The organism is Paraburkholderia sp. BL25I1N1, from assembly GCF_003002025.1.
Taxonomy (GTDB): Bacteria; Pseudomonadota; Gammaproteobacteria; order Burkholderiales; family Burkholderiaceae; genus Paraburkholderia.
Map to the genome: position 1 here is coordinate 111,928 of NZ_PVZB01000010.1, position 20,129 is coordinate 132,056.

Here is a 20,129-nt window from a genome sequence, read left to right on the forward strand (position 1 = left end):
CTAAACGTCTAGACGTTTAGATGAATAGATGGTCAAATGTCTACTCGCTGGATCAACAGGAATTTCGATGAGTGCCACTTCCGCCTCGCCTGCTTCCGCTCCGCCATCGGCTGTCCGGCGCGCATGGATGGCCGTGCTGGCGCGCACGCCGCGCGCCGATCTCGAAGCCGCGCTCGAACGCGCACTTCGGGACATCCCCACTCCCACGTATGACTGGCTGCGCCCGCCCGAGATCGGCCTCGCAATGGTGCGTGGGCGCGTCGGCGGCAGCGGCGATCCGTTCAATCTCGGCGAAGCCACGGTCACGCGCGCCACCTTGCGCCTGCGTGCTTCGGGCGACGCGGCCGCCGCCGTCGGCGTGGCATGTCATCTCGGCCGTGACCGCCGGCGCGCCGAACTGGCTGCGCTAGCAGACGCGCTCCTGCAAATGCCGGAGCATCACGCCGTCTTGCATAAGCAACTGATCGAGCCGTTTGCCGCGCAGGTGGCCGTGAAACGCGCCGGGCGGCAACAGGACGCCGCGGCCACGCGCGTCGAATTCTTCACGATGGTCCGGGGCGACTGATGGAAAACTCACAGATTGCATTGTCCGCTTTGACGCCGGGTTTCGCCGACCCGGTGCATGACACCCAGGCGGTGTTCCGCACCCTGCTCAACGCGCTGTCGCGGCCAGGCACGGTCGGTGTAGTCGAGAACGTGCTGCCCGAAGTGCGGGCCACGCGCGCAGAGCTTGCCGCCTTCGCGGCGTTGCTCGCACTCTGCGACTACGCGACGCCCGTGTGGCTTGCGCAACGCGATACGGCCTTGGCCTCGGCACTGCGCTTTCATACGGGCGCGCCGCTCGTCGACGAACCGGGACACGCCGCATTCGCTTATATCCACGATGCCGGCGCGTTGCCGCCGTTGGACTGCTTCGCGCTCGGCGCGGCGGAATCGCCCGAGCAATCGGTCACTCTGCTGATTCGCGTCGAAGCGCTGACGGGCGGCGCGCCAGTCGTGCTGAGCGGCCCCGGCATCCAGCACACGGCCACGATCGAGCCGGTCGGCCTGCCCGAGCGTTTCTGGCGCGAACGCGCCACCCTCGCGCCGCTGTTTCCTTGTGGCGTGGACTGTTATCTCGTCTGCGGCGCGCGTCTGATCGGCCTGCCGCGCACAACTGAAGCGAAGGTGAACTGATGTACGTTGCCGTCAAGGGTGGAGAACGCGCGATCGAAGCGTCGTGGCGTCTGCTCGACAAGGCACGCCGCGGCGACATGCGGCTGGCCGAACTCAGCGTCGCGCAAATTCGCGAACAATTGCGCCTCGCGGTGGCGCGCGTGATGACCGAAGGCTCGGTCTACGACGAAGAACTCGCCGCGCTCGCCATCAAGCAGGCCGCCGGCGATCTGGTCGAAGCGATCTTCCTGCTGCGTGCATATCGCACCACACTGCCGCGCTTCGGCTACACGCGGCCGATCGATACCGAAGCGATGCAAACCGAGCGTCGCATTTCGGCGACCTTCAAGGACGTGCCCGGCGGCCAGCTGCTCGGCGCGACTTACGATTACACGCAGCGTCTGCTGGATTTCGCGTTGCTTGCTGAAGGCGATGCGGTAGCAAGCGTGGCTCCGTCGCCTTCGAATCAAGCCGCCGCAGTGCAAACAGAACCCATGCCGCGCGTCGTCAGCCTGCTCGACAAGGAAGGCTTGATCGAACAGGAACGTCCCACGCCGAACGCGCCGGAACCTGGCGACCTGTCGCGTGAGCCGCTCGCCTTTCCCGCGAGCCGCACCACGCGCCTGCAAAATCTCGCGCGCGGCGACGAAGGCTTTCTGCTCGCGATGGGTTACGCCACGCAACGTGGCTACGCGAATTCGCATCCGTTCGCGGGCGAGATCCGCTTCGGCACGATCGCCGTGGAAATGGAACTCGACGAGCTAGGCGAAACGGTCGAAATCGGCGACATCGACATTACCGAATGCCAGATGATCAACCAGTTCGCCGGCAGCGGCGAGGTGCCGCCGACGTTCACACAAGGCTACGGTCTCGCGTTCGGCCACTCGGAACGCAAGGCGATGGCGATGGCGCTCGTGGACCGCGCCTTGCGCGCCGAAGAACTCGGCGAAACGCTTGCCTCGCCGACCCAGGATATCGAATTCATGCTCTCGCATAGCGATAACGTCGAAGCGTCCGGTTTCGTGCAGCATCTGAAGCTGCCGCATTACGTCGACTTTCAATCGGAGCTGGAACTCGTGCGCCGTTTGCGCGCGAAGCACGCCATGCAGAGCCAGCAAGAAGGCACGGATCAACCCAGCGGTCAGCAGGAGCAGGCAGCATGAACGCGCCCGACACATCTTTCGCCACCGCGCCCACGGCGTCGTACGACAGCGCGGCGCACGGCTACAACTTCGCGTACCTCGACGAACAGACCAAACGCATGCTGCGCCGCGCCTTGCTCAAAGCCGTGGCCGTGCCGGGTTATCAGGTGCCGTTCGCCTCGCGTGAAATGCCGCTGCCGTTCGGCTGGGGCACCGGCGGCATTCAGGTCACCGCGGCGATCATCGGCAAACAGGACACGCTGAAGGTGATCGACCAAGGCTCCGACGAAACCACCAACGCGGTCAACATCCGCCGCTTCTTCGCGCGCACCACCGGCGTGGCGACCACGCGCCGCACCGTCGACGCGACAATCATCCAGACGCGTCACCGCATTCCCGAAGCGCCGCTCACCGAGAAGCAGATTCTCGTCTATCAGGTGCCGATGCCCGAGCCGCTCTTTCGCCTCGAACCGCGCGTCGCCGAATGCAAGAAGCTGCATGCGCTCGCCGATTACGGCCTGATCAGCGTGAAGCTCTATGAAGACATCGTGCATCACGGCAGCATCGCGACCACATACGACTACCCGGTGATCGTCAACCATCGCTACCTCGCTTCGCCGTCACCGATTCCAAAGTTCGACAATCCGAAGATGCATATGAACCCCGCGCTGCAATTGTTCGGTGCCGGCCGCGAGCGGCGCATTCACGCGATTCCACCGTACACGCCCGTGCGCAGTCTCGACTTCGACGATCATCCGTTCGAAGTGCAGAAATGGCAGCACGCGTGCGCGCTGTGCGGATCGACAGAAAGCTTTCTAGACGAAATGATCGTGGACGACGCCGGCAAACGCATGTTCGTCTGCTCCGATAGCGACTACTGTCACGAACGCCGCGGCGACGCCGATCTCGATCTGCCGGCGCGCGAAGCACGCAAGGGAGAGCCCGCATGACGCCGCTTCTGCGCGCCCGCTCGCTCACCAAACAATACGGCGGCCGCAACGGCTGCAGAAACGTCAGCTTCGATCTGTATCCAGGAGAGGTGTTGTGCATCGTCGGTGAATCCGGCTCGGGCAAGACCACGCTGCTCAACACGCTCGCGCTGAAAACCGCCGCCGATAGCGGCTCGCTTCACTACACGGCCACGCATGGCGACAAGCTCGATCTGCTCGCGTTGTCCGAGCCGCGCCGCCGTTTGCTGATGCGCACGGAGTGGGGCTTCGTCCAGCAGAATCCGCGCGACGGACTGCGCAGCGGCGTCTCGGCCGGCGCGAATATCGGCGAGCCGCTGATGGCGGTCGGCGCGCGTCACTATGGCGATATCCGTTACGCGGCTACGCAGTGGATGGAGCGCGTCGAACTCGACGCTTCGCGCATCGACGAATTTCCCGCAGCGTTTTCAGGCGGCATGCAGCAGCGTTTGCAGATCGCGCGCAATCTCGTCACCAGTCCACGGCTCGTCTTCATGGATGAACCCACCGCCGGTCTCGACGTGTCGGTGCAGGCGCGTCTGCTCGATCTGCTGCGCACGCTGACGTCCACGCTGCATCTGTCGGTGCTGATCGTGACGCACGATATCGGCGTGGCGCGTTTGCTCGCGCACCGGTTGATGGTGATGCAGGGCGGCGAAGTGGTCGAGGCGGGCCTGACCGATCAGGTGCTCGACGATCCGCAGCACCCGTACACGCAAACGCTGGTTTCCTCGGTTCTGCCGGTTTGAGGCTCACAATGCGATCCATTGAAACAAGCAGTGAAGCGCGCGCCGGCGAGCACGCGTTCATCGACAATGCCGCGCTGATGCTGCGCGCGGTCGGCATCGGCAAGACGTTTACGTTGCATGGCCAGGGCGGTGTGCGGATCGAAGCGCTCGCGGGCGTCTCGCTCGATGTCGAGCGCGGCGAGTGCGTGGTGCTGGTCGGGCCGTCTGGCGCGGGCAAGAGCACGCTGCTGCGCTGTCTGTACGGCAATTACCTGGCGAGCAGTGGCTCAATCGTGGTTCGCGATGCGGCGAATGACGGCCAACCCGTGTCGATCACCGGCGCCGAACCGCACGACGTGTTGCGTCTGCGCCGTGGCGTGGTCGGTTACGTGAGTCAGTTCCTGCGCGTGATTCCGCGCGTGCCGACGCTCACGCTAGTCGCCGAACCGCTGCTCTTGCGCGGCGTGCCGGAGGACAAAGCGCGCGCGCGTGCGGCCGCGCTGCTAACCAGATTGAATGTACCGGAGCGGCTGTGGTCGCTTGCACCCGCCACGTTCTCCGGCGGCGAACAGCAGCGCGTGAATATCGCGTGCGGTTTGATCGCGGAGCACCCGCTGCTGTTGCTCGACGAACCGACGGCCTCGCTCGATGCGGAGAACCGCGACGTGGTCGCCGATCTGATCGTCGAGGCACGCGAGCGCGGCGCGGCGATCGTCGGCATTTTTCACGACGAAGATACGCGCAGCAAGGTGGCCACGCGCCGCGTGGAACTCCGGCCGCCGCTGCGTCACTGACGCGAATCACATGAAGCGGCGCGAGCGCCGCGCGAAACAGCACTACACTGGCGCATGCGGCATCGATGCAAAAAACACCCATACAGCCACACTCAAGTCTGACTGACTACGGAGCAAGTCGATGTTGATCAGGAACGCTCGCATCGTGACGCGAGACGAAGTATTCACCGGCGTGCTACGCGTCGAAGACGGCGTGATTCGCGACGTCGAACGCGGCACGACCAGCGCGCGCGAAGCCGAAGATTGGGACGGCGACTATCTGTTGCCCGGCCTGATCGAACTGCACACGGACAATCTGGAGAAGCATCTGGCGCCGCGTCCGGGCGTGCAATGGAACACCGATGCCGCCTTCGTGATCCACGACGCGCAAGTGGCAGCTGCCGGCATCACCACCGTGTTCGATGCGCTCGCCATCGGCTCGCGTACGAACGTGGGATTGCGGGGCCGCGATCTGCAGACGCAGTGCGCCGCGTCGCTCACGCGGTTTTCCGAGCGCAAGCTGTTGCGCGCCGAACATTTCCTGCATCTGCGCTGCGAAATCGCCACCGCAGACGTGGTGGACGTGTTCGATTCATTGTGCGCGCATCCACTGCTGCGGCTCGCCTCGGTCATGGATCACACGCCGGGGCAGCGTCAATGGCACGACCGCGAGCAATGGCGCCGCTTCCAGGAGCGCAATGGCAAGCTGAGCGACGAACACGTCGAGACGGCGCTGGCCGAACTGTCGGTCGAACAGGCGCGTTACGCCGATGCGCACCGCCGCGAGATCGTCGCGCGTTGCAACCGGCTCGGCATTCCGGTGGCGAGCCACGACGACACGCTGATCGAGCACGTCGAACAGGCCAGGCAGGAAGGCATCGTGCTCGCCGAATTCCCGACCACCCGCGTCGCTGCCCAGGCCGCGCGCAAGCACGGCATCTCGACCATCATGGGCGCGCCGAACATCGTGCGCGGCGGCTCGCATTCGGGCAACGTGTCGGCGCTCGAACTGGCGAACGCAGGCTTGCTCGACATCCTCTCGTCGGATTACGTGCCGTCGAGCCTGATGACCGCTGTGTTCGAACTGGTCGACAAAGCCGGCTGGACCTTGCCGCGCGCGATGCGAACGGTCTCCGCCGAACCGGCGCGCACCGCCGGCTTGCACGACCGCGGCGCGATCGAAGCGGGGTTGCGCGCGGACTTCGTGCGCGTGACGATGCTCGACAAGTTGCCGGTGCCGCGCGCAACGTTTCGCGGCGGGGCACGGATCGTTTGAAGTTTGAAATGTGCAGAAAAGACCCTGTTTCAGGGGTCTTTCGCTGTTCGCGCGGTGTGTGCACGGTGTGTGCCTCACGCCTCGCAAACAGCCTCAGGGCGTGGACGGCAACTGCCCCCACGCCACCAGCACCTTCTGAATTCCACGCGCATACGCATCGCGCTGTTTCGGCGTTTCCGAGTGGTAAGCGCCGATCGCGCGCCACGTATTGCCGTGCTTGACCATCTTCTGTTTCAGCAGCCAGGCCGCCACGTACACGTTCACGCACGGATCGATCAGCGCGCGATGCGGCACGCCTTCGCGCGCGAGATCGTCGAAGTGAATCGAATTGATCTGCAACTGACCCACGTCGATCGAACCGTTGACGTTTTGCCGTATCGCGCTCGCGTCACCCTTCGATTCGTACCACGCCAGCGCTCGCAGCACCCACGGGTTGACGCCTTGATAAGCGGCGGCTTCGTTGAAACAGTCGTCGGCCGCTTGCGCGGCGCCGCACACCGACAGGCAGGCGAGTGCGGTCAGGAGGATCTTCAAGGACATGCTGCATCCTTCCGCTTGTCAGCGATAAAGAGGCGAGCGCCGCAACGCCGCCGGATTACTTCGCCAACGCCTGGTCGATCTGGCGCTGCACGGAGTCGAGATAGGCATGCGACGCGTCGGATACGACGATGCGCACGACCGGCGCGGGCGAACTTCTGCGCTCTTGCGTCGGCGCCGCCATACGCTGCTTCTTGCGATGCGTCGCCGGCTTGAGCGGCAGCTCGTCGTCGCCCGCGCCCGGCGGCGGGAGCATCGCGAGCGACGGCAACGGCGGATACACCTTGTCCGCCGCAGCGGGAAATGCGGCCGGGATTGCGCCGGCGGATTGCAGATCGGCGCCCGGCTGACCGGCGAAGGCCGGCGCGCTCAGCAGCATGGCCAGCGTCAGGAAAACGATGCGAACCGTCACGGTGCCCTCCTTCACTGAACCGTCCTGATGGACACGCTATACGGCTGACCCAACCCGGCGGTGCGGTTCTCGAAGTTCACGCGCGCCGTGCGCTGTGCCGGCACGCCCTTCCACACCGCCTGATTCAGATACGCGAAGTCCTGTCCCAGCGCGGTCACGAGCACGACCGTGGACTGCGGCTGCGCGGCAGCCAGCGTGCCCGCCTTGGCGAGCACCGTGGCGAGTTGCGGATCGCGCGCACCGAGCGCATCGGGCGGAATGTCGAAGCTGATCACCTCGTTCGGCGCCTTGTCCGGATGAGCCGCAGTCGGCGCAGGCATCTGCGCGCATCCGGCGACCGCGAAAACGGCAGCCAATAACCCTATCTGTCGCTTCACGGAAGTCTCCCGTCAGATTCGTTGCTATATCGGAGTTTTCGGCAGGCTCGCGGCAAAGTTGATATGGCGGAAACGCTTCGCTGAAAATCAAAAAGACTTGCCTCAAGATCGGCGCAAACGATTGCTTCGGCGCTCGGCGAAGCGAGGATCGAGGCAAACTTGCCTCGCGGTTTTGGGGCGAAGAGAGAAGCCGGCGATAGAAATGGAAAGCTGTTAGAAAGAACCCGGAAAGCTGAGAGCAAAGTCCCTTACCCACAGCGAGCGATGCAGACGACCACAGCAACGCCCGTCACAAGAAGCGTCGCCAATTCAGGCCGGCATCCCGCGTATTCAGCCAGATCACGCCGTCGGCTCGGCCTCGTGCCCTTGCGTCGCGCCAACGTCCGCCTGCGCCTGCTCGAACTGTTCGCGGCGGCGCATGTCGAGCACATCGTGGTAACGCATATAGCCGCAGCGTCCGCCGGATTTGGCCGCGTACATTGCCGCATCCGCGTTGAGCAGCAGTTCCTCGGCTGTGCCGCTGTCGTCCGGGAACTGGCTGATGCCGATGCTCGCGCCCACGGTCATGCCCTGCCCGTCCACCTGGAGTTCTTCGTTCAACGCCGCCATGATGCGCGAGGCAATGGCGGGCGCCGCCTCCGCCGAACGCGGCCCCTCGATCAACACGATGAACTCGTCGCCGCCCAGCCGCGCCACCACATCCGCGGAACAGAGCACCTGTTTCAGCCGGCGTGCCACCGCGACCAGCACCTTGTCGCCGACGGCGTGGCCGAATTGATCGTTGATCTGCTTGAAGCGGTCCAGGTCGACGAACAGCACGGCCAGCCCTTCCTCGCGCCGCGTCGCTTCGTCGATCGCGTTTTCGAGCTTCTCCATGAACAGCACGCGGTTCGGCAGTCCGGTCAGCACGTCGTGCGTGGCGAGATGCACGAGTTCGCGTTGCTTGGTGTGCAGCGCGTCCATCTGCGCCTTGATTTCGCGGCGCAGCCGGTCGAAGCACCGCGCCAGCACGCCGATCTCGTCGGTGCGTTTGAGCGGCAGCGTTTCCATCGCGTGCTCGGCGAACAGATGCGTCGCCGCGTACGCGAGACTATGCAGCGGCTTGGTCAGCGCGCGCGCGAACAGAACCGCGAGGAACAGCGCCAGCACACTGAAAATCAGCACCATGCGCACGATTCTGTCGCCGAGCAGATTCGCGCCGGACAAGACGTCTTCGAGCGGTTTGGCGAGACCGAGCACGATGAAGCGGTTGCCCTCCAGATCGCCGAACGGCCTGCGCACGAAAGCGAGCACCTGGCCGGCGGCCTGGTGCGGCCGCGCAAGACCGTTGACCAGCGCCTCGCTTTGCGTCTGTTCGAAAAGCGGCTTGGTCACGGAGAAACTGTCCTGCATCAGCACGCGCCGGCCGCGATCGAAGCCGAAGGTTTTCGAGGCGTCCGGATTGACGAGGAAATCGCCCCACTCGTTGGCCAGATAGACCTGATAGTCGCTCGGCAAATCGCTTTGCACGCGCTTGAACAAGCCCGCCAGATCGATGTCGATCACGACCACGCCGACCACCGTGCCATTGCCGTTCGACACCGGCGTGCCGAGCCGCAAGGTCGGCTTGCCCTCCGCGGCATGCGAGCCGTATTCATGGTTGACCAGGATCGGCGAGGTGTAGATGCGGCCCGGCGAAAACGCCAGCGTGTCGAACACATACGCGAACTGGCCTTTCTCCTGCAGCTTGTCCCCTTCGACGCGCACGAGGCCGTCGGCGTCGCGGTCGAAGCGAACCAGTTCGAGTCCATAGTGCTGACGCGAAATCAGCCTGACTTGCAGGTACTCGGGGTGATGCACCATGAAACTGGAATACACCTGTGCCAGCCGTTCGCGTGCCGCGCTCGGGCCGGCACCGTCGTCGGTCTGCGCGAGCTCCGCCGTGGACGGCATGCTCGCGAGCACGAGCGCGTCGGCGGCGACATCGTCGATCGAGGTGGAAAAGCGCTGGCCGAGCAATTCCGTCGACATGAGCAGGCTGCGCTCGGCTTCGTTCACGAGCATCGTGCGGTTGGCGCGATACGCGTAATAGCCGGTCGCGCCGGACGCGAGCACGCCGATGCACGCAAGCAGCACGGATAATTTGAAGGTCAGCCCAGGCCGCATCATCAAAAACGCTCCGACCGGTCCCCGGACACGATTCGGGCCCACAGGTCCTCGCGCCGCTGAATATCTTCCACCGGGCCGATCCACACAATGCGCGCGTTATCGGTGTTTTCCGCGGGTGCCGTCAATGTGTTGGCGAGTCCCTGGCGTTGCGTGAGCAACGCGCTGACCTCCGGTTCGAGCATGTAGTTGATCCACGCGAGCGCCAGCGGCCGATCGGCCGCCGCGCGCGTCATCGACCAGCAATCCAGCCACGCGAGCGCACCTTCGTCGGGAATCACGTAGCCGACATCGGCGCCGGCGCGGCGCAGCAATTCGACCTGCTGGGTGCCGTAGTTGCCGAACATCAGCGCGACCTTATGCTGGATGAAAAACGCGGTCGCTTCCTCGGGCAACGTGTAATAGGTCAGCAGATTGCGGCGCAGATCGACGAGCTTGTGAGCAATCGCGCGCATTTGCGCGGCATCGAGTTGAAAAGGATGCGGATAGCCGAGCGCCAGCGCCGTGAACGAAAAATTGTGCTGCGCGCTGTTGAAGTCGAGCACCTTGCCGCGATAGCGCGGATTCCACAATTCGCGCATGGAGCGCGGCGCCACGGCGACCTGCGTGCGGTCGTAGATCAGGCCCATCGACGAATACGTAAACGGTATGGCGTATGCCTTGCCGCCCGACGTGATGCCGCCGATCGAGGCAAGCGCCTGAAAGCGCGGCAATTGTCGTTTGGTGTTCGGCACGCTCGCGAGATCGAGCGGCGCCAGCAGATTCGCTTGTGTGTAGCGCTGGATTTCCGCGGTATTGGCGGCGAGCACGTCGAAAGGCGGCGCGCTTACGGCGTGCATCTGGGCCCACAGCGCCTCGTCGGAGTCGACCAGCGTCACTTCCACTTTGGCTTGGTAGCGCGCCTCGAAATTCTTGACGACGTCGGCGTCCGCGTAGCCGGGCCAAGCCAGCACGCGCAGAATCTTCTCGTCGGCTTTAACCGGCGACGCCGAGAAAAGGCTCACGCAGATAAGCGTGCCGATCAAATATGTTAAAAATCCCGGACAAACGCCACATAACGACAAACGTGGGCGCGCCACGGCGCCAGCGATTCGTGAATGGAAGAATCGTTTAAAAATGCGCTTTGCATCTGCTGTCAACATCATGTGCATAACCAACACCGTTTAGCAGAAGGCCTTTCTGACGAGCGCAAACACGCGGACTCGATCCGCGGACAGGTTGCCCGGTGACTTTCTTCAGACAGAGACGCTCGATGCTGCATGTGGCGGAGCGCGAGGAGCATCGATGATAGCGCTAAGAAAACCATTTTTGGTTTTTGGCTCAGCCACAGTCGAAAAAATTACCAGTCGGACGCGATGCAGCAGACCCGCTCATCTGCATTTAACGGCAAGTTTTGCGCAAACTTTAACTCGCCATTGATGGATTGAAACGCGCGAACACGTGAATCGCGCGCTGTAATGCCGCGCGACAGTCCGTCGCTTGATCATGGCATTCGGAAGTTGCCAGCGGCGCTTCTAAAGAAGACCCGCGCCGATGCCGATAAACGATCTCTTGCCCCAAGCCGCCGGCGGCGACAGATGGCAGACCGCAGCGTCGCCGGATGCCACGCGGCCTGTCTCCTGGGCAATCGAAGAGACGGACAAGAAACAGATCATGCGCCTGAGCAAAATAGAGTGGATGTGGGTGGCCGTCGCGGCCGGATCGATTGCGTGTTTCGGCAGTTGGCTGCAGGGCGAAATGAACCGGACCGCGCTCGCGCGCGCCGAGCGCGAGACGCAGGACATGCGCGGCACCTGCTCAGGCATGTCCGCGCATGAGGCGCAGATGATGGCCAAAGGCGAGCTATGGTGCGGCGAGGTCGGCGCAGCGCGCGCGGAATCGCTCGGCAAAGAGTAAACAGAGGAACCGGCCGCGTTGTAGTCCACCGGTACTCGGGCGTCTTGAGGCATTCTTGACTCGCGCATGAGTCGGGCAGACGCAATTAGCCAACTTCATTACCAGGCGATTACAAGTCCGGGGCGCGCAACTTATTCCACGCAATACGCACCGCGGCCGCTTTCGAATCTCCACCACATTCAAGCACTAAAAGCTATCCTCATGCGCCATCCGGTGTTTCACTAGCTACCCAATCTTTTTGAACTGATAAGCTTGGCGCGCGCTGCTGGCCGCCCCGGCTGGCAGCTTCAACCCAAGCCCGGTCGTGAGTCGCGCCGGGTGCCCCGCAGCGGCACAATCGCATGCGGGCGAATTTGAACTACACCGAGGAGTTAAACAGTGAAAAAACTGCTAGCGGCTTTGACGGTTGCTCTGCTTGCTACCGTCTCGATTGGCGCACACGCTAAAGATTGGTCGACCGTGCGTTTCGGCGTTGACGCCAGCTATCCCCCGTTTGAGTCGAAGGGCTCGGACGGCAAGCTCGTTGGCTTCGACATCGACCTCGGCAATGAAATCTGCGCGCGCATGAAGGCCAAGTGCGTGTGGGTGGAAAACGACTTCGACGGCATGATCCCGGCCCTGAAGGCGAAGAAGTTCGACGGCGTGCTGTCGTCGATGTCCATGACGCCGCAACGCGCCGAGCAGATCGCCTTCTCGAACAAGCTGTTCAACACGCCGACGCGCCTCGTGGCTAAGAAGGGTTCGGGCATCCTGCCGACGGCCGACTCGCTCAAGGGCAAGACGGTTGGCGTGGAGCAAGGCACGATCCAGGAAACCTACGCGAAGACGTACTGGGAAGCGAAGGGCGCGAAGGTCGTGCCGTATCAGAACCAGGACCAGGTCTATGCCGACTTGCTGTCGGGCCGTCTGGACGCAGCGCTGCAAGACGCGGTGCAAGCTGAAATCGGCTTCCTGAAGACGCCGCGCGGCGCCGGCTTCGAATTCGTCGGCAAGAATCTCGACGATCCGAAGATCCTCGGCAACGGCGCAGGCATCGGCATGCGCAAGGAAGACACGGATCTGAAGGCGAAGGTCGACAAGGCGATCGCCGACATCATCAAGGACGGTACGTACAAGAAGCTCGAGAAGAAGTACTTCGACTTCGACGTGTACGGCGGCTAAGTCGGCCATGCGCGTCTGAGCGCGCGCATGCCGGTTGGCAGAAACGGGCTCCGCCACAGGCGGAGCCCGTTTCGTTTGCGGCGCCGCATAAAACCACACACTGCGTCATATCGGCTAAGATCGTGCGATCGAGGCGCCCGCGAGGCGCCGCCCACCGGCCCGCCACTGACCGGCCGCGAAGCAAATTCCCCACTGTTATCAACGAGATAGCGCGGCGCGCCCCACTTGGCCGCGGATTTGAAAACCATGCAAACCCAAACCCATCCGCTGATTGCCCCGACGCTCGGCACCGCCCGCAACCTCACGAGTTTCCACTACGGTCCTGGCGGCGGGCAGAAGATCTATATCCAGTCGTCGCTGCATGCCGACGAGTTGCCCGGCATGCTGGTGTCGTGGGCGCTGCGCCGCAAGCTGGCCGCGCTTGAAGCAGCCGGCAAGATTCGCGGCGAAGTCGTGATCGTGCCGGTAGCCAACCCAATCGGCCTGAATCAGCACTTTCTCGGCCATCTGACGGGGCGCTTCGAAACCAACACCGCGCAGAACTTCAACCGCAATTTCCACGACCTGTCGGCGCTAGTGCAGCCGGTGATCGAGTCGCGGCTGAGCGACAGTCTCGAGGCCAACCGCACCGCCATCCGCACCGCCATGCGCGAGGCGCTCGACGCGCAGAAGCCGGCCACCGAACTCGAATCGCAGCGTCTCGCACTGCAAAAGCTCTCGTACGACGCAGATGTGGTGCTCGATCTGCATTGCGACTGGGAAGCCGCGATGCACCTCTATACGAACCCCGATCTGTGGCCCGAAGTCGAGCCGCTCGCCTGCTATCTGGACGCCAAAGCGTCGCTGCTTGCGCTCAATTCGGTGGGCAACCCGTTCGATGAAATCCACAGCTTCTGCTGGTCGGATCTGCGCGGCCGTTTCGGCGACCGCTTCCCGATTCCGAACGGCTCGATCTCGGTCACGATCGAACTGCGCGGTCAGCGCGAAGTGTCGTATGAATACGCCGAGCACGATGCCCAGGCGATCATCGAATATCTGACCTCGCGTGGCGTGATCGACGGCACGGCCGCGCCGCTGCCGCCGCTCGAATTCGCCGCCACGCCGCTCGCCGGCGCCGAGCCGATCGTCGCGCCGATCAGCGGCGTGCTGGTGTATCGCTGCGAAGTGGGCACCTGGGTGGACGTCGGCCATGAGATCGCCGATATTGTCGATCCGTTGACAGAGCAAGTCGTCACGCTGAAAAGCACGGTGGCCGGCGTGCTGTACGCACGGCATCTGACGCGCTTTGCGACGGCCGGGCTGGAGTTCGCGCGCGTCGCCGGCGCGAAGGCGTTCCGCAGCGGGTCGCTGTTGAGCAACTAACTCTTCGGGCGGTGCCGCGCCGTTGCCCGTCGCCTCCGTAAGTACCTGAACCGAAAAGCAAATCGCCCGCTATTCAAGCGGGCGATTTGCATTGGGCGCGTCGATTGTCGAAACCCGGATCAGAAGGCGGGAGTGATCGCGCCTTTGAATTGCGTGTCGATGTACTTGCGCACTTCGTCCGACTCGTACGCCGCCACCAGCTTCTTCACCCACGGCTGATTGCGGTCCTGCTCGCGCACCGCGATCAGATTCGCGTACGGACCCTTCAGGTCCTCGATCGCGATCGCGTCTTTGGTCGGCTGCAGGCCGGCCTTGACCGCGTAGTCGGTATTAATCGACGCCGCGTCGAGATCGCCGAGCGCGCGCGGCAGTTGCGCGGCGTCGAGTTCGACCAGCTTGATCTTCTTCGGATTCTCAGCGATATCCAGCGGCGTCGCGTTGACGCCGTTCGTGCCGACGCCCGCCTTCAATTTGATCACGCCATACTTCTGCAGAAGCAGCAGCGCACGGTTGCCGTTGGACGGATCGTTCTGGATGCCGACCTTCGCACCTTCCGGCAAGTCCTTGAGCGACTTGAATTTCTTCGAATAGAAGCCCATCGGCGACACATAGGTCAGGCCGACATTGACGATCTTGTAACCGCGTTGCTTGATCTGGCTGTCGAGAAACGGCTGGTGCTGAAAACCGTTGGCATCGAGGTCGCCCGCGTCCAGCGCCGCGTTCGGCTGAATGTAATCGTTGAATTCGATGACCTTGACGTTCAAGCCTTCGCGCGCCGCCACTTTTGTCACGACCGTCCAGATTTGCGCGTCCGGACCGCTCATCGTGCCGATCTTGAGTTGTTTGTCGTCCGCGTGCGCGAACGTAGCCGTCAGCGAGACGGCGGCGATAGCGAGCAGTTTCTGGATGATTGTCCGGCGTTGCATGCGTTTCCCCACGTGCGATTTGTCGATAGGCGCGCATCGTCGCATGCGGACGCGGCGTCCGAAACCAATCGTTTTTCACACGCTTATACGCCCGATCCGGAAAAAGCTTATACGCGCATGCCCTGCGCGATTTGCGCCGGCAGCGCTATGTGAGTGTCGCGTAGGCACGACAGATTTCAAAAATAACCATGCTGTCACATACCTTACTCTGCGTTCCCTTAAATTGCGGGCCATCGCACGACCTGACCAAAGAGTTCGGCGTCGCGATCGCTTAATTTTTAATCGGAGAAAGTCTTGAACAAGAAACTATTGACCGCCGCTACTCTCGCCGTCTTCGCCACCGCCGCCCACGCGCAAAGCAGCGTCACGCTGTATGGCGTGATCGATGCCGGTATCAGCTACGTGAACAACTCGAAGACCGCAACGGGTCACGACAACCTCTTCAAGTACGACGACGGCGTGGCGCAAGGCAGCCGTTGGGGCCTGCGCGGCACGGAAGATCTGGGCGGTGGCCTGAAGGCGCTGTTCGTGTTGGAAAACGGCTTTAACAGCGGCAACGGCACGCTCGGCCAGGGCGGCGCGCTGTTCGGCCGTCAGGCTTATGTCGGTCTGTCGCAAAACAACATCGGCTCGCTGACGTTCGGTCGCCAGTACTCGTTTTCGACCGACTACCTGGGCGGCAACTACTCGACCGGCGGCCAGACCGTCGCGGGTAACTACGCTTACCACATCAACGACGTCGACCAGCTGACGTCGAGCCGTATCAACAACGCAGTCAAGTTCAGCAGCGCGAATTTCGCGGGCCTGACCTTCGGCGCGATGTACGGCTTCTCGAACCAGGCTGGCGCGTTCGCCGGCTCGCCGACGGTCGGCACGACCGCGGGTTCGTCGCGCGCTTATAGCTTCGGCGTGAACTACGCAAACGGCCCGTTCGGCGTCGGCGCGGCTTACACGGACATCCGCTTCCCCTCGCAATCGACCCCGGCGTTCTCGACGGCGATGGCCAACGTGACGACGGGCACCGTGCGCGATCTGCGCACGTTCGGTGTCGGCGGCCGTTACACGATCGCGGCAGCCACGCTGTGGGCGTTGTACACGAACACGCGCTTCGAGCCGATCACGGGCGGCACGACGACGTTCGCCGCCTATGAAGCAGGCGCGAAGTACGCGTTCACGCCGGCTCTGACGGCAGGCGCGGGCTACACGTACATGCATCTGAGCAACGCGAACAAGGGCCACTGGAACCAGGCGGACCTGAGCGTCGACTACGCGCTGAGCAAGCGTACGGACGTGTACGCGCTGGGTATCTACCAGATCGCTTCGGGCCACAACGCGGCAACGGGCGATGTGCAAGCGCAGATCGGTTCGAGCACGAGCTACTTCAGCACGTCGGGCACGGGTTCGGATAACCAGTTGGCGTTCCGCGTCGGTATCCGTCACAAGTTCTAAAGCGAGTCTCTCGCAGCGGGGAACGCGAGTTCCCCGCTGGATCGAGGTTCTGGAAAAACGCCCCGCGGGGCGTTTTTTCTTTTGGGCAATGGTCCTGCTTACTACGGACGCGGGAAGCCGAGCGCGTCCGCCTGCGTTCTCAGCTCCGCAAAGCGGCCGCCCACCGCGCTGACTGCCGTATTGGGGACGGCGCTTTGCGGCGTGACCTGACTTTTGTCCAGCTGTCCGATGCCGGTCGCGGTCGAGGCGCGAGTGGCCGCCGACACCGTGCACGCCGCGCCGTAGACACCCGGCGTGACGGCAATGGCCGGTACGTCGGTGCGCGGTGCGTCCGCCAGATCCAACGCATACGCAAGGTTGACCGTTGCTGGATCGCTGCTCCGCACGCCGAGTGGATCGAGTCCAAAGCGCCAGGCAAGCAGTTGGTGGATCGAACTGGGATCGAACGGATAACGCGACACACTGTTCGCACGCACGCGCGGTCCGAGCAGCACGCACGGTACGCGAAACCCGAGCCGCCCGTCGTTGCCCAACGCGCTTTCAGCGGCCGACACCGGTCTGACTGGCGGCGCGACATGTTCCATGAAGCCGCCCCACTCGTCGTAGACGATGATCACGAGCGTCTTGCTCCAGTTCGGGCTCGTGCGCAGCGCGTCGTAGATCTGCCCCAGCAGCACCTGGCCATTGCGCACGTCCGCATGCGGATGATCGTCGTTCGAGGTCCCCTGCGATTCGCCGCCGAAACTCGGATCGACCATGCAGAACGACGGTAGCGTGCCCGCGGCGGCATCGGTGAGGAAATCGGCGAACAGCTTGGAACGTCCGACATAGCGGGTGCCGTAAAGCGCCGTGAACGGCACGTCGTGGAAGTAATACGTCGACGAGATGTTCTTCGCGTCCAGCCGGTCCCAGATGGTCGGCAGCGACGAGGCGTCGAGCGTGTCGCTCAGACGGTCCGTTTCACCGCTATGCAGGTAGACCCGGTTCGGGTAAGTGTCGGCGAGAATGCCGCTCATGTAATAGTCGCACACGGTGTACTGCGCGGCGGCCCCTTGGTAAAACTCCAGATCCGCGGACTGGAAATAGCCGACCGGCAGCAAGTCGCCGGGCTTGAGGCTGGTGGCCGGCGTCAGCAGAAAGCCGTTCATCGCGCCGTTTGCGAGGTGGACGCGCCCGGCTTCGTACGCGTGATTCGGGTCCGCATAGGCGCAACCCTGGAAGCCATAGGCCGCATTGGCGGTGAGCGCGAACGACGCGCGCGCCGTGCCGAACGCATCGGTGAACGTGCGGCCTGCCTGTGCGCCTTCGGCGTTCGGCACCCATCCCAGCAAATGATCGAACGAACGGTTTTCCATCGTGACCAGCACGATATGGTCGATGCCGGAAGTCGAAGGATCAGGCAAAGGAGGACGCGGAAGATTGGCGCGATCCGGCGGGATCGTTCCGATCGCAGGCGGGGTCGACCCGTCTGACCCGGAGCCGCCGCCGCGCCCGCCACATGCCGACAATGCGATAGAACTTGCCAGCGCGGCGAGAATTTTCCGGCGTGCGAAATCAGGCGGATTCGGGGGCCGAGTGTTCATTTTTGTCGTCTCCTGGGTCTATGTGTATATCGTGAGGGTGTGTTCGCTCGTACGGCTGTTCGACTGCGTCGAGAGAGGTAGCAGTTAACGTTCCTCCCTGCCGGATGTTTTGCAGATCGGCGCATAACACATGTGTCCAACCAGTCGCGCAGAAGCGCAAAGACTGGTCCCCACTACCATGGGGTCATGGCCATGAAACACAGGCTGCTGACGGCCAAGGCCGCCGATCGAGTCGTTGTGGGAACCCCTCAGTCATCCGAAGCGTATGGCAAACGCTCGTATCCGCCGCGTGGGTCGATGCTTACCGGCACGGCTCGGCCGGCAGAAGGCGCCGTGACGTCGGGAGGCTAAAGTTCTGGTACGCTGCGCGCTTTGCCACCGCTTGCATTCGACTCGATGGAAACACCCTTCAATGATCGTGGCGTGTCGGTCACGCGCAACGCACTCTCGTCCGCCGGCCAGGTCTTTCCGCTGCGCGAAATCGTGGATGTGCGCGTTGTCACCGTGCCGAAGAACAAGGTCTTGCCGATCGCGATTTCGCTGCTTGGACTCGCCGGCGTTATTGCCGGCGCGATATTGCGCTCGCCGGTAGGCATGGTGTGCGGCACGATGCTGGCCGTGGTCGGCTGGCTCACCTGGCTGAGCCAGGACATCACGCATCGCCTGATGGTGCAGACGGCGAATGGCGAGCGTGAAGCGCTGTCGAGCGTCGATCGCGATTTTGTCGAACGCGTCGGCGTGGCCGTGAACGAAGCGAAGGCCACAGCCGCCGCACCGAAGGTTTGATGCCGCGCCACGCGGCTATTTGCCGCTATCGAGCGCGATAGCACGGCACGCGCCCCCGCGCGACTATTGATGTAGATCGACACTTGCACGGGCCGGTTGCCGGCCGCGCCCGCGCCTTCACACATCTTTGCAATCGCACCCGAGCGGCCATGTAGAGTCGCCGCTCCTGTTATCGCGTGTTCCCTCCCGCAGGTTTGCAAGCGACCCGGTTTATCGATCACGCCGCGGCCAATCCAGCGCGATTGCCGTTGGCTCCGTCCGCCTCGCCGCTTGCAATGCCTCGCCTTCGTCAGGGACCCGCCTTCTTGCAAAGCGTGTGACCTATGTTCCTGTCGTTTCTCGATGCCGCGCGCCGGCATTCGCGCCTCAACCGGCGTCGTCTCAGCGCGGCCGCGCTTGTCGTGACCGGTGCGCTCGTAATGAGCGGCTGCGCCGCGACCTTCCCCACGCCCACGCCGCCCGCGCCGGCTGCCTCCCTGATCAACGGCGGCCAGGACGGCCTGCTGATTCCGCTGCAAGTGGAGCATGTCGACACGGGTCACGCGCGCCTCGGCCTGCCGATCCAGCTCGACGGCAAGGCGGTATATGTCGCACTGGATACCGGCACGCAAGGCGTGCGCGTGCTCAAGTCGGTCCTTCCGGGCACGGACTATCCGAACGCCGGCCCGCTGAGTTCGCTGCCGCTGGCGAACGGCGCGCAAGTCTCCGGCGCGGCCGTCAGACTGCCGATGAGCCTCGCGGGCACGAAGCCGGCGCAAATCGACGCGCAAGCCATCGAACTGGTGAACTGCCAGCCCAACGCCCGGCGTTGCGTGGGCATGGATGGCTACACCGGTGAGTTCGGCTGGGCATTCTCCGGTCTGTTCGGCATCGGCGCGGCGCAACCGGACGACACCTGCTGCACGCAACCGCTGCGCGCGTTGCCCGGCAACATCGGCCAGCGCTACCTGGTGCACCCGAACTTTGCGAAACCTTATCTGGTGCTGAGTCCGTCGAGCGCGCTCACGAAGGACTACACGATGGTGCCGATGACCGTCCTGCAAGACGGCACGGCGCAATGGCCGAGAGGCTGCGTCAACGTCGGCGACAAGATGACCTTTTGCGCGCCGCTGGTGTTCGCCACGGCCAGCACCGACATGATCCGCGTTGAAATGGACAAGGCGCCGAACTGGACCGGCGACGACGAAGTCGGCAAGGTGCTCAATCAAGGCAACTACAACGCGGCGCTCGGCACAGGCAAATGGGTGCATCGTTATGAAGGCGCGCAAGTGACGATCGTCAAGGCGAAACCGGGCGCCGATCGCATCGTGATCGGCCTGATGGGCATGCAGAATATCGACGTGCTGTTCGATTTCCCGCACGGCCAGTTGGGCCTGCGCGCCGCGAGCGAGATTGAGCAGTTCGGGCAATAACCGCTGCGGTATCAGTTGCGGCATCGGGCAATGAAAAAGGC

At 63.4% G+C, this 20,129-nt stretch carries 20 protein-coding genes; 13 read left to right on the forward strand and 7 right to left on the reverse strand.

Translation table 11 applies throughout. From position 1 onward, the window contains the following. The first annotated feature begins 67 nt into the window (after nucleotides 1–67). The 7 genes from phnG to B0G73_RS16665 all read left to right on the forward strand — a co-directional run bounded on the left by phnG (nucleotide 68) and on the right by B0G73_RS16665 (nucleotide 6,042). Nucleotides 68–565: a phosphonate C-P lyase system protein PhnG gene (gene phnG / locus B0G73_RS16635; protein ID WP_106282409.1), complete on the forward strand. Its 498-nt coding sequence runs from the start codon at nucleotides 68–70 to the stop codon at nucleotides 563–565. After that, nucleotides 565–1,176 carry a phosphonate C-P lyase system protein PhnH gene (gene phnH / locus B0G73_RS16640; protein ID WP_106282410.1) on the forward strand — a complete coding sequence of 204 codons (612 nt, stop codon included), beginning with the start codon at nucleotides 565–567 and terminating at the stop codon, nucleotides 1,174–1,176. The genes phnG and phnH overlap by 1 nt, the downstream gene beginning before the upstream one ends. Continuing rightward, on the forward strand, nucleotides 1,176–2,318 hold the full coding sequence (locus B0G73_RS16645; protein WP_106282411.1) for a carbon-phosphorus lyase complex subunit PhnI: 1,143 nt from the start codon (nucleotides 1,176–1,178) through the stop codon (nucleotides 2,316–2,318). The genes phnH and B0G73_RS16645 overlap by 1 nt, the downstream gene beginning before the upstream one ends. After that, entirely contained in the window at nucleotides 2,315–3,247 is a 933-nt protein-coding gene (locus tag B0G73_RS16650) for an alpha-D-ribose 1-methylphosphonate 5-phosphate C-P-lyase PhnJ (RefSeq protein WP_106282412.1), read from the forward strand. The genes B0G73_RS16645 and B0G73_RS16650 overlap by 4 nt, the downstream gene beginning before the upstream one ends. Next, entirely contained in the window at nucleotides 3,244–4,014 is a 771-nt protein-coding gene (phnK, locus tag B0G73_RS16655; RefSeq protein ID WP_106282413.1) for a phosphonate C-P lyase system protein PhnK, read from the forward strand. The genes B0G73_RS16650 and phnK overlap by 4 nt, the downstream gene beginning before the upstream one ends. Before the next feature lie 8 nt (nucleotides 4,015–4,022). Beyond that, entirely contained in the window at nucleotides 4,023–4,787 is a 765-nt protein-coding gene (gene phnL, locus B0G73_RS16660; RefSeq protein WP_106282414.1) for a phosphonate C-P lyase system protein PhnL, read from the forward strand. 121 nt (nucleotides 4,788–4,908) lie between these two features. After that, nucleotides 4,909–6,042 carry an alpha-D-ribose 1-methylphosphonate 5-triphosphate diphosphatase gene (locus B0G73_RS16665; protein WP_106282415.1) on the forward strand — a complete coding sequence of 378 codons (1,134 nt, stop codon included), beginning with the start codon at nucleotides 4,909–4,911 and terminating at the stop codon, nucleotides 6,040–6,042. A 93-nt stretch (nucleotides 6,043–6,135) separates the two neighbouring features. Here the strand turns inward: B0G73_RS16665 and B0G73_RS16670 are convergent, their stop codons facing one another. The 5 genes from B0G73_RS16670 to B0G73_RS16690 form a co-directional block, all read right to left on the reverse strand. Then, nucleotides 6,136–6,582 (reverse strand): lytic transglycosylase domain-containing protein, encoded by a 447-nt coding sequence (locus B0G73_RS16670; protein ID WP_106282416.1) that lies wholly within the window; start codon nucleotides 6,580–6,582, stop codon nucleotides 6,136–6,138. A 55-nt stretch (nucleotides 6,583–6,637) separates the two neighbouring features. Next, nucleotides 6,638–6,991, reverse strand: coding sequence for a hypothetical protein (locus B0G73_RS16675; protein ID WP_258193335.1), 354 nt, complete (start codon nucleotides 6,989–6,991; stop codon nucleotides 6,638–6,640). 11 nt (nucleotides 6,992–7,002) lie between these two features. Continuing rightward, nucleotides 7,003–7,311, reverse strand: coding sequence for a hypothetical protein (locus tag B0G73_RS16680; RefSeq protein WP_106282551.1), 309 nt, complete (start codon nucleotides 7,309–7,311; stop codon nucleotides 7,003–7,005). A gap of 396 nt (nucleotides 7,312–7,707) precedes the next feature. Then, nucleotides 7,708–9,516 carry a GGDEF domain-containing protein gene (locus tag B0G73_RS16685; RefSeq protein ID WP_106282417.1) on the reverse strand — a complete coding sequence of 603 codons (1,809 nt, stop codon included), beginning with the start codon at nucleotides 9,514–9,516 and terminating at the stop codon, nucleotides 7,708–7,710. Further along, a complete protein-coding gene (locus tag B0G73_RS16690) occupies nucleotides 9,516–10,658 on the reverse strand; it encodes a PotD/PotF family extracellular solute-binding protein (protein ID WP_374957011.1) in 1,143 nt (380 codons plus the stop codon). Before B0G73_RS16690 ends, B0G73_RS16685 begins: the two co-directional genes overlap by 1 nt. A 388-nt stretch (nucleotides 10,659–11,046) precedes the next feature. Here B0G73_RS16690 and B0G73_RS16695 point away from each other — a divergent pair, with 388 nt between their 5' ends. The 3 genes from B0G73_RS16695 to B0G73_RS16705 all read left to right on the forward strand — a co-directional run bounded on the left by B0G73_RS16695 (nucleotide 11,047) and on the right by B0G73_RS16705 (nucleotide 13,932). After that, nucleotides 11,047–11,409 (forward strand): hypothetical protein, encoded by a 363-nt coding sequence (locus B0G73_RS16695; RefSeq protein ID WP_258193336.1) that lies wholly within the window; start codon nucleotides 11,047–11,049, stop codon nucleotides 11,407–11,409. A 378-nt stretch (nucleotides 11,410–11,787) separates the two neighbouring features. Further along, complete coding sequence (locus tag B0G73_RS16700; protein WP_106282419.1) at nucleotides 11,788–12,570, forward strand: ABC transporter substrate-binding protein; 783 nt, start codon at nucleotides 11,788–11,790, stop codon at nucleotides 12,568–12,570. A gap of 246 nt (nucleotides 12,571–12,816) precedes the next feature. After that, a complete protein-coding gene (locus tag B0G73_RS16705; protein ID WP_106282553.1) occupies nucleotides 12,817–13,932 on the forward strand; it encodes a succinylglutamate desuccinylase/aspartoacylase family protein in 1,116 nt (371 codons plus the stop codon). A gap of 119 nt (nucleotides 13,933–14,051) precedes the next feature. On the opposite strand, the gene B0G73_RS16710 is transcribed toward B0G73_RS16705, so the two are convergent. Continuing rightward, nucleotides 14,052–14,858: a MetQ/NlpA family ABC transporter substrate-binding protein gene (locus tag B0G73_RS16710; protein WP_106282420.1), complete on the reverse strand. Its 807-nt coding sequence runs from the start codon at nucleotides 14,856–14,858 to the stop codon at nucleotides 14,052–14,054. 294 nt (nucleotides 14,859–15,152) lie between these two features. Here B0G73_RS16710 and B0G73_RS16715 point away from each other — a divergent pair, with 294 nt between their 5' ends. Continuing rightward, the gene (locus tag B0G73_RS16715) at nucleotides 15,153–16,307 is read left to right on the forward strand and encodes a porin (protein ID WP_106282421.1); all 1,155 of its coding nucleotides are present in this window, start codon (nucleotides 15,153–15,155) and stop codon (nucleotides 16,305–16,307) included. Nucleotides 16,308–16,408: 101 nt separating this feature from the next. On the opposite strand, the gene B0G73_RS16720 is transcribed toward B0G73_RS16715, so the two are convergent. Beyond that, nucleotides 16,409–17,890 (reverse strand): alkaline phosphatase family protein, encoded by a 1,482-nt coding sequence (locus tag B0G73_RS16720; RefSeq protein WP_106282422.1) that lies wholly within the window; start codon nucleotides 17,888–17,890, stop codon nucleotides 16,409–16,411. 396 nt (nucleotides 17,891–18,286) lie between these two features. Between B0G73_RS16720 and B0G73_RS16725 the strand changes: the two genes are divergently transcribed. After that, nucleotides 18,287–18,676, forward strand: coding sequence for a DUF6232 family protein (locus B0G73_RS16725; RefSeq protein ID WP_106282423.1), 390 nt, complete (start codon nucleotides 18,287–18,289; stop codon nucleotides 18,674–18,676). Nucleotides 18,677–18,999: 323 nt separating this feature from the next. Beyond that, the gene (locus B0G73_RS16730; protein WP_106282424.1) at nucleotides 19,000–20,088 is read left to right on the forward strand and encodes a hypothetical protein; all 1,089 of its coding nucleotides are present in this window, start codon (nucleotides 19,000–19,002) and stop codon (nucleotides 20,086–20,088) included. The last annotated feature ends 41 nt before the right edge of the window (nucleotides 20,089–20,129 follow it).

What these genes read in the sequence shown, in the direction of transcription:
- B0G73_RS16645 (WP_106282411.1), top strand. Translation starts at nt 1,176, where the DNA reads ATGTACGTTGCCGTCAAGGGTGGAGAACGCGCGATCGAAGCGTCGTGG.
- B0G73_RS16685 (WP_106282417.1), bottom strand. Translation starts at nt 9,516, where the DNA reads ATGATGCGGCCTGGGCTGACCTTCAAATTATCCGTGCTGCTTGCGTGC.
- B0G73_RS16710 (WP_106282420.1), bottom strand. Translation starts at nt 14,858, where the DNA reads ATGCAACGCCGGACAATCATCCAGAAACTGCTCGCTATCGCCGCCGTC.
- B0G73_RS16725 (WP_106282423.1), top strand. Translation starts at nt 18,287, where the DNA reads ATGGAAACACCCTTCAATGATCGTGGCGTGTCGGTCACGCGCAACGCA.
- phnH (WP_106282410.1), top strand. Translation starts at nt 565, where the DNA reads ATGGAAAACTCACAGATTGCATTGTCCGCTTTGACGCCGGGTTTCGCC.
- B0G73_RS16695 (WP_258193336.1), top strand. Translation starts at nt 11,047, where the DNA reads ATGCCGATAAACGATCTCTTGCCCCAAGCCGCCGGCGGCGACAGATGG.
- B0G73_RS16650 (WP_106282412.1), top strand. Translation starts at nt 2,315, where the DNA reads ATGAACGCGCCCGACACATCTTTCGCCACCGCGCCCACGGCGTCGTAC.
- B0G73_RS16705 (WP_106282553.1), top strand. Translation starts at nt 12,817, where the DNA reads ATGCAAACCCAAACCCATCCGCTGATTGCCCCGACGCTCGGCACCGCC.
- B0G73_RS16690 (WP_374957011.1), bottom strand. Translation starts at nt 10,658, where the DNA reads ATGATGTTGACAGCAGATGCAAAGCGCATTTTTAAACGATTCTTCCAT.
- B0G73_RS16720 (WP_106282422.1), bottom strand. Translation starts at nt 17,890, where the DNA reads ATGAACACTCGGCCCCCGAATCCGCCTGATTTCGCACGCCGGAAAATT.
- phnG (WP_106282409.1), top strand. Translation starts at nt 68, where the DNA reads ATGAGTGCCACTTCCGCCTCGCCTGCTTCCGCTCCGCCATCGGCTGTC.
- phnL (WP_106282414.1), top strand. Translation starts at nt 4,023, where the DNA reads ATGCGATCCATTGAAACAAGCAGTGAAGCGCGCGCCGGCGAGCACGCG.
- B0G73_RS16670 (WP_106282416.1), bottom strand. Translation starts at nt 6,582, where the DNA reads ATGTCCTTGAAGATCCTCCTGACCGCACTCGCCTGCCTGTCGGTGTGC.
- B0G73_RS16680 (WP_106282551.1), bottom strand. Translation starts at nt 7,311, where the DNA reads ATGCCTGCGCCGACTGCGGCTCATCCGGACAAGGCGCCGAACGAGGTG.
- B0G73_RS16665 (WP_106282415.1), top strand. Translation starts at nt 4,909, where the DNA reads ATGTTGATCAGGAACGCTCGCATCGTGACGCGAGACGAAGTATTCACC.
- B0G73_RS16730 (WP_106282424.1), top strand. Translation starts at nt 19,000, where the DNA reads ATGTTCCTGTCGTTTCTCGATGCCGCGCGCCGGCATTCGCGCCTCAAC.
- phnK (WP_106282413.1), top strand. Translation starts at nt 3,244, where the DNA reads ATGACGCCGCTTCTGCGCGCCCGCTCGCTCACCAAACAATACGGCGGC.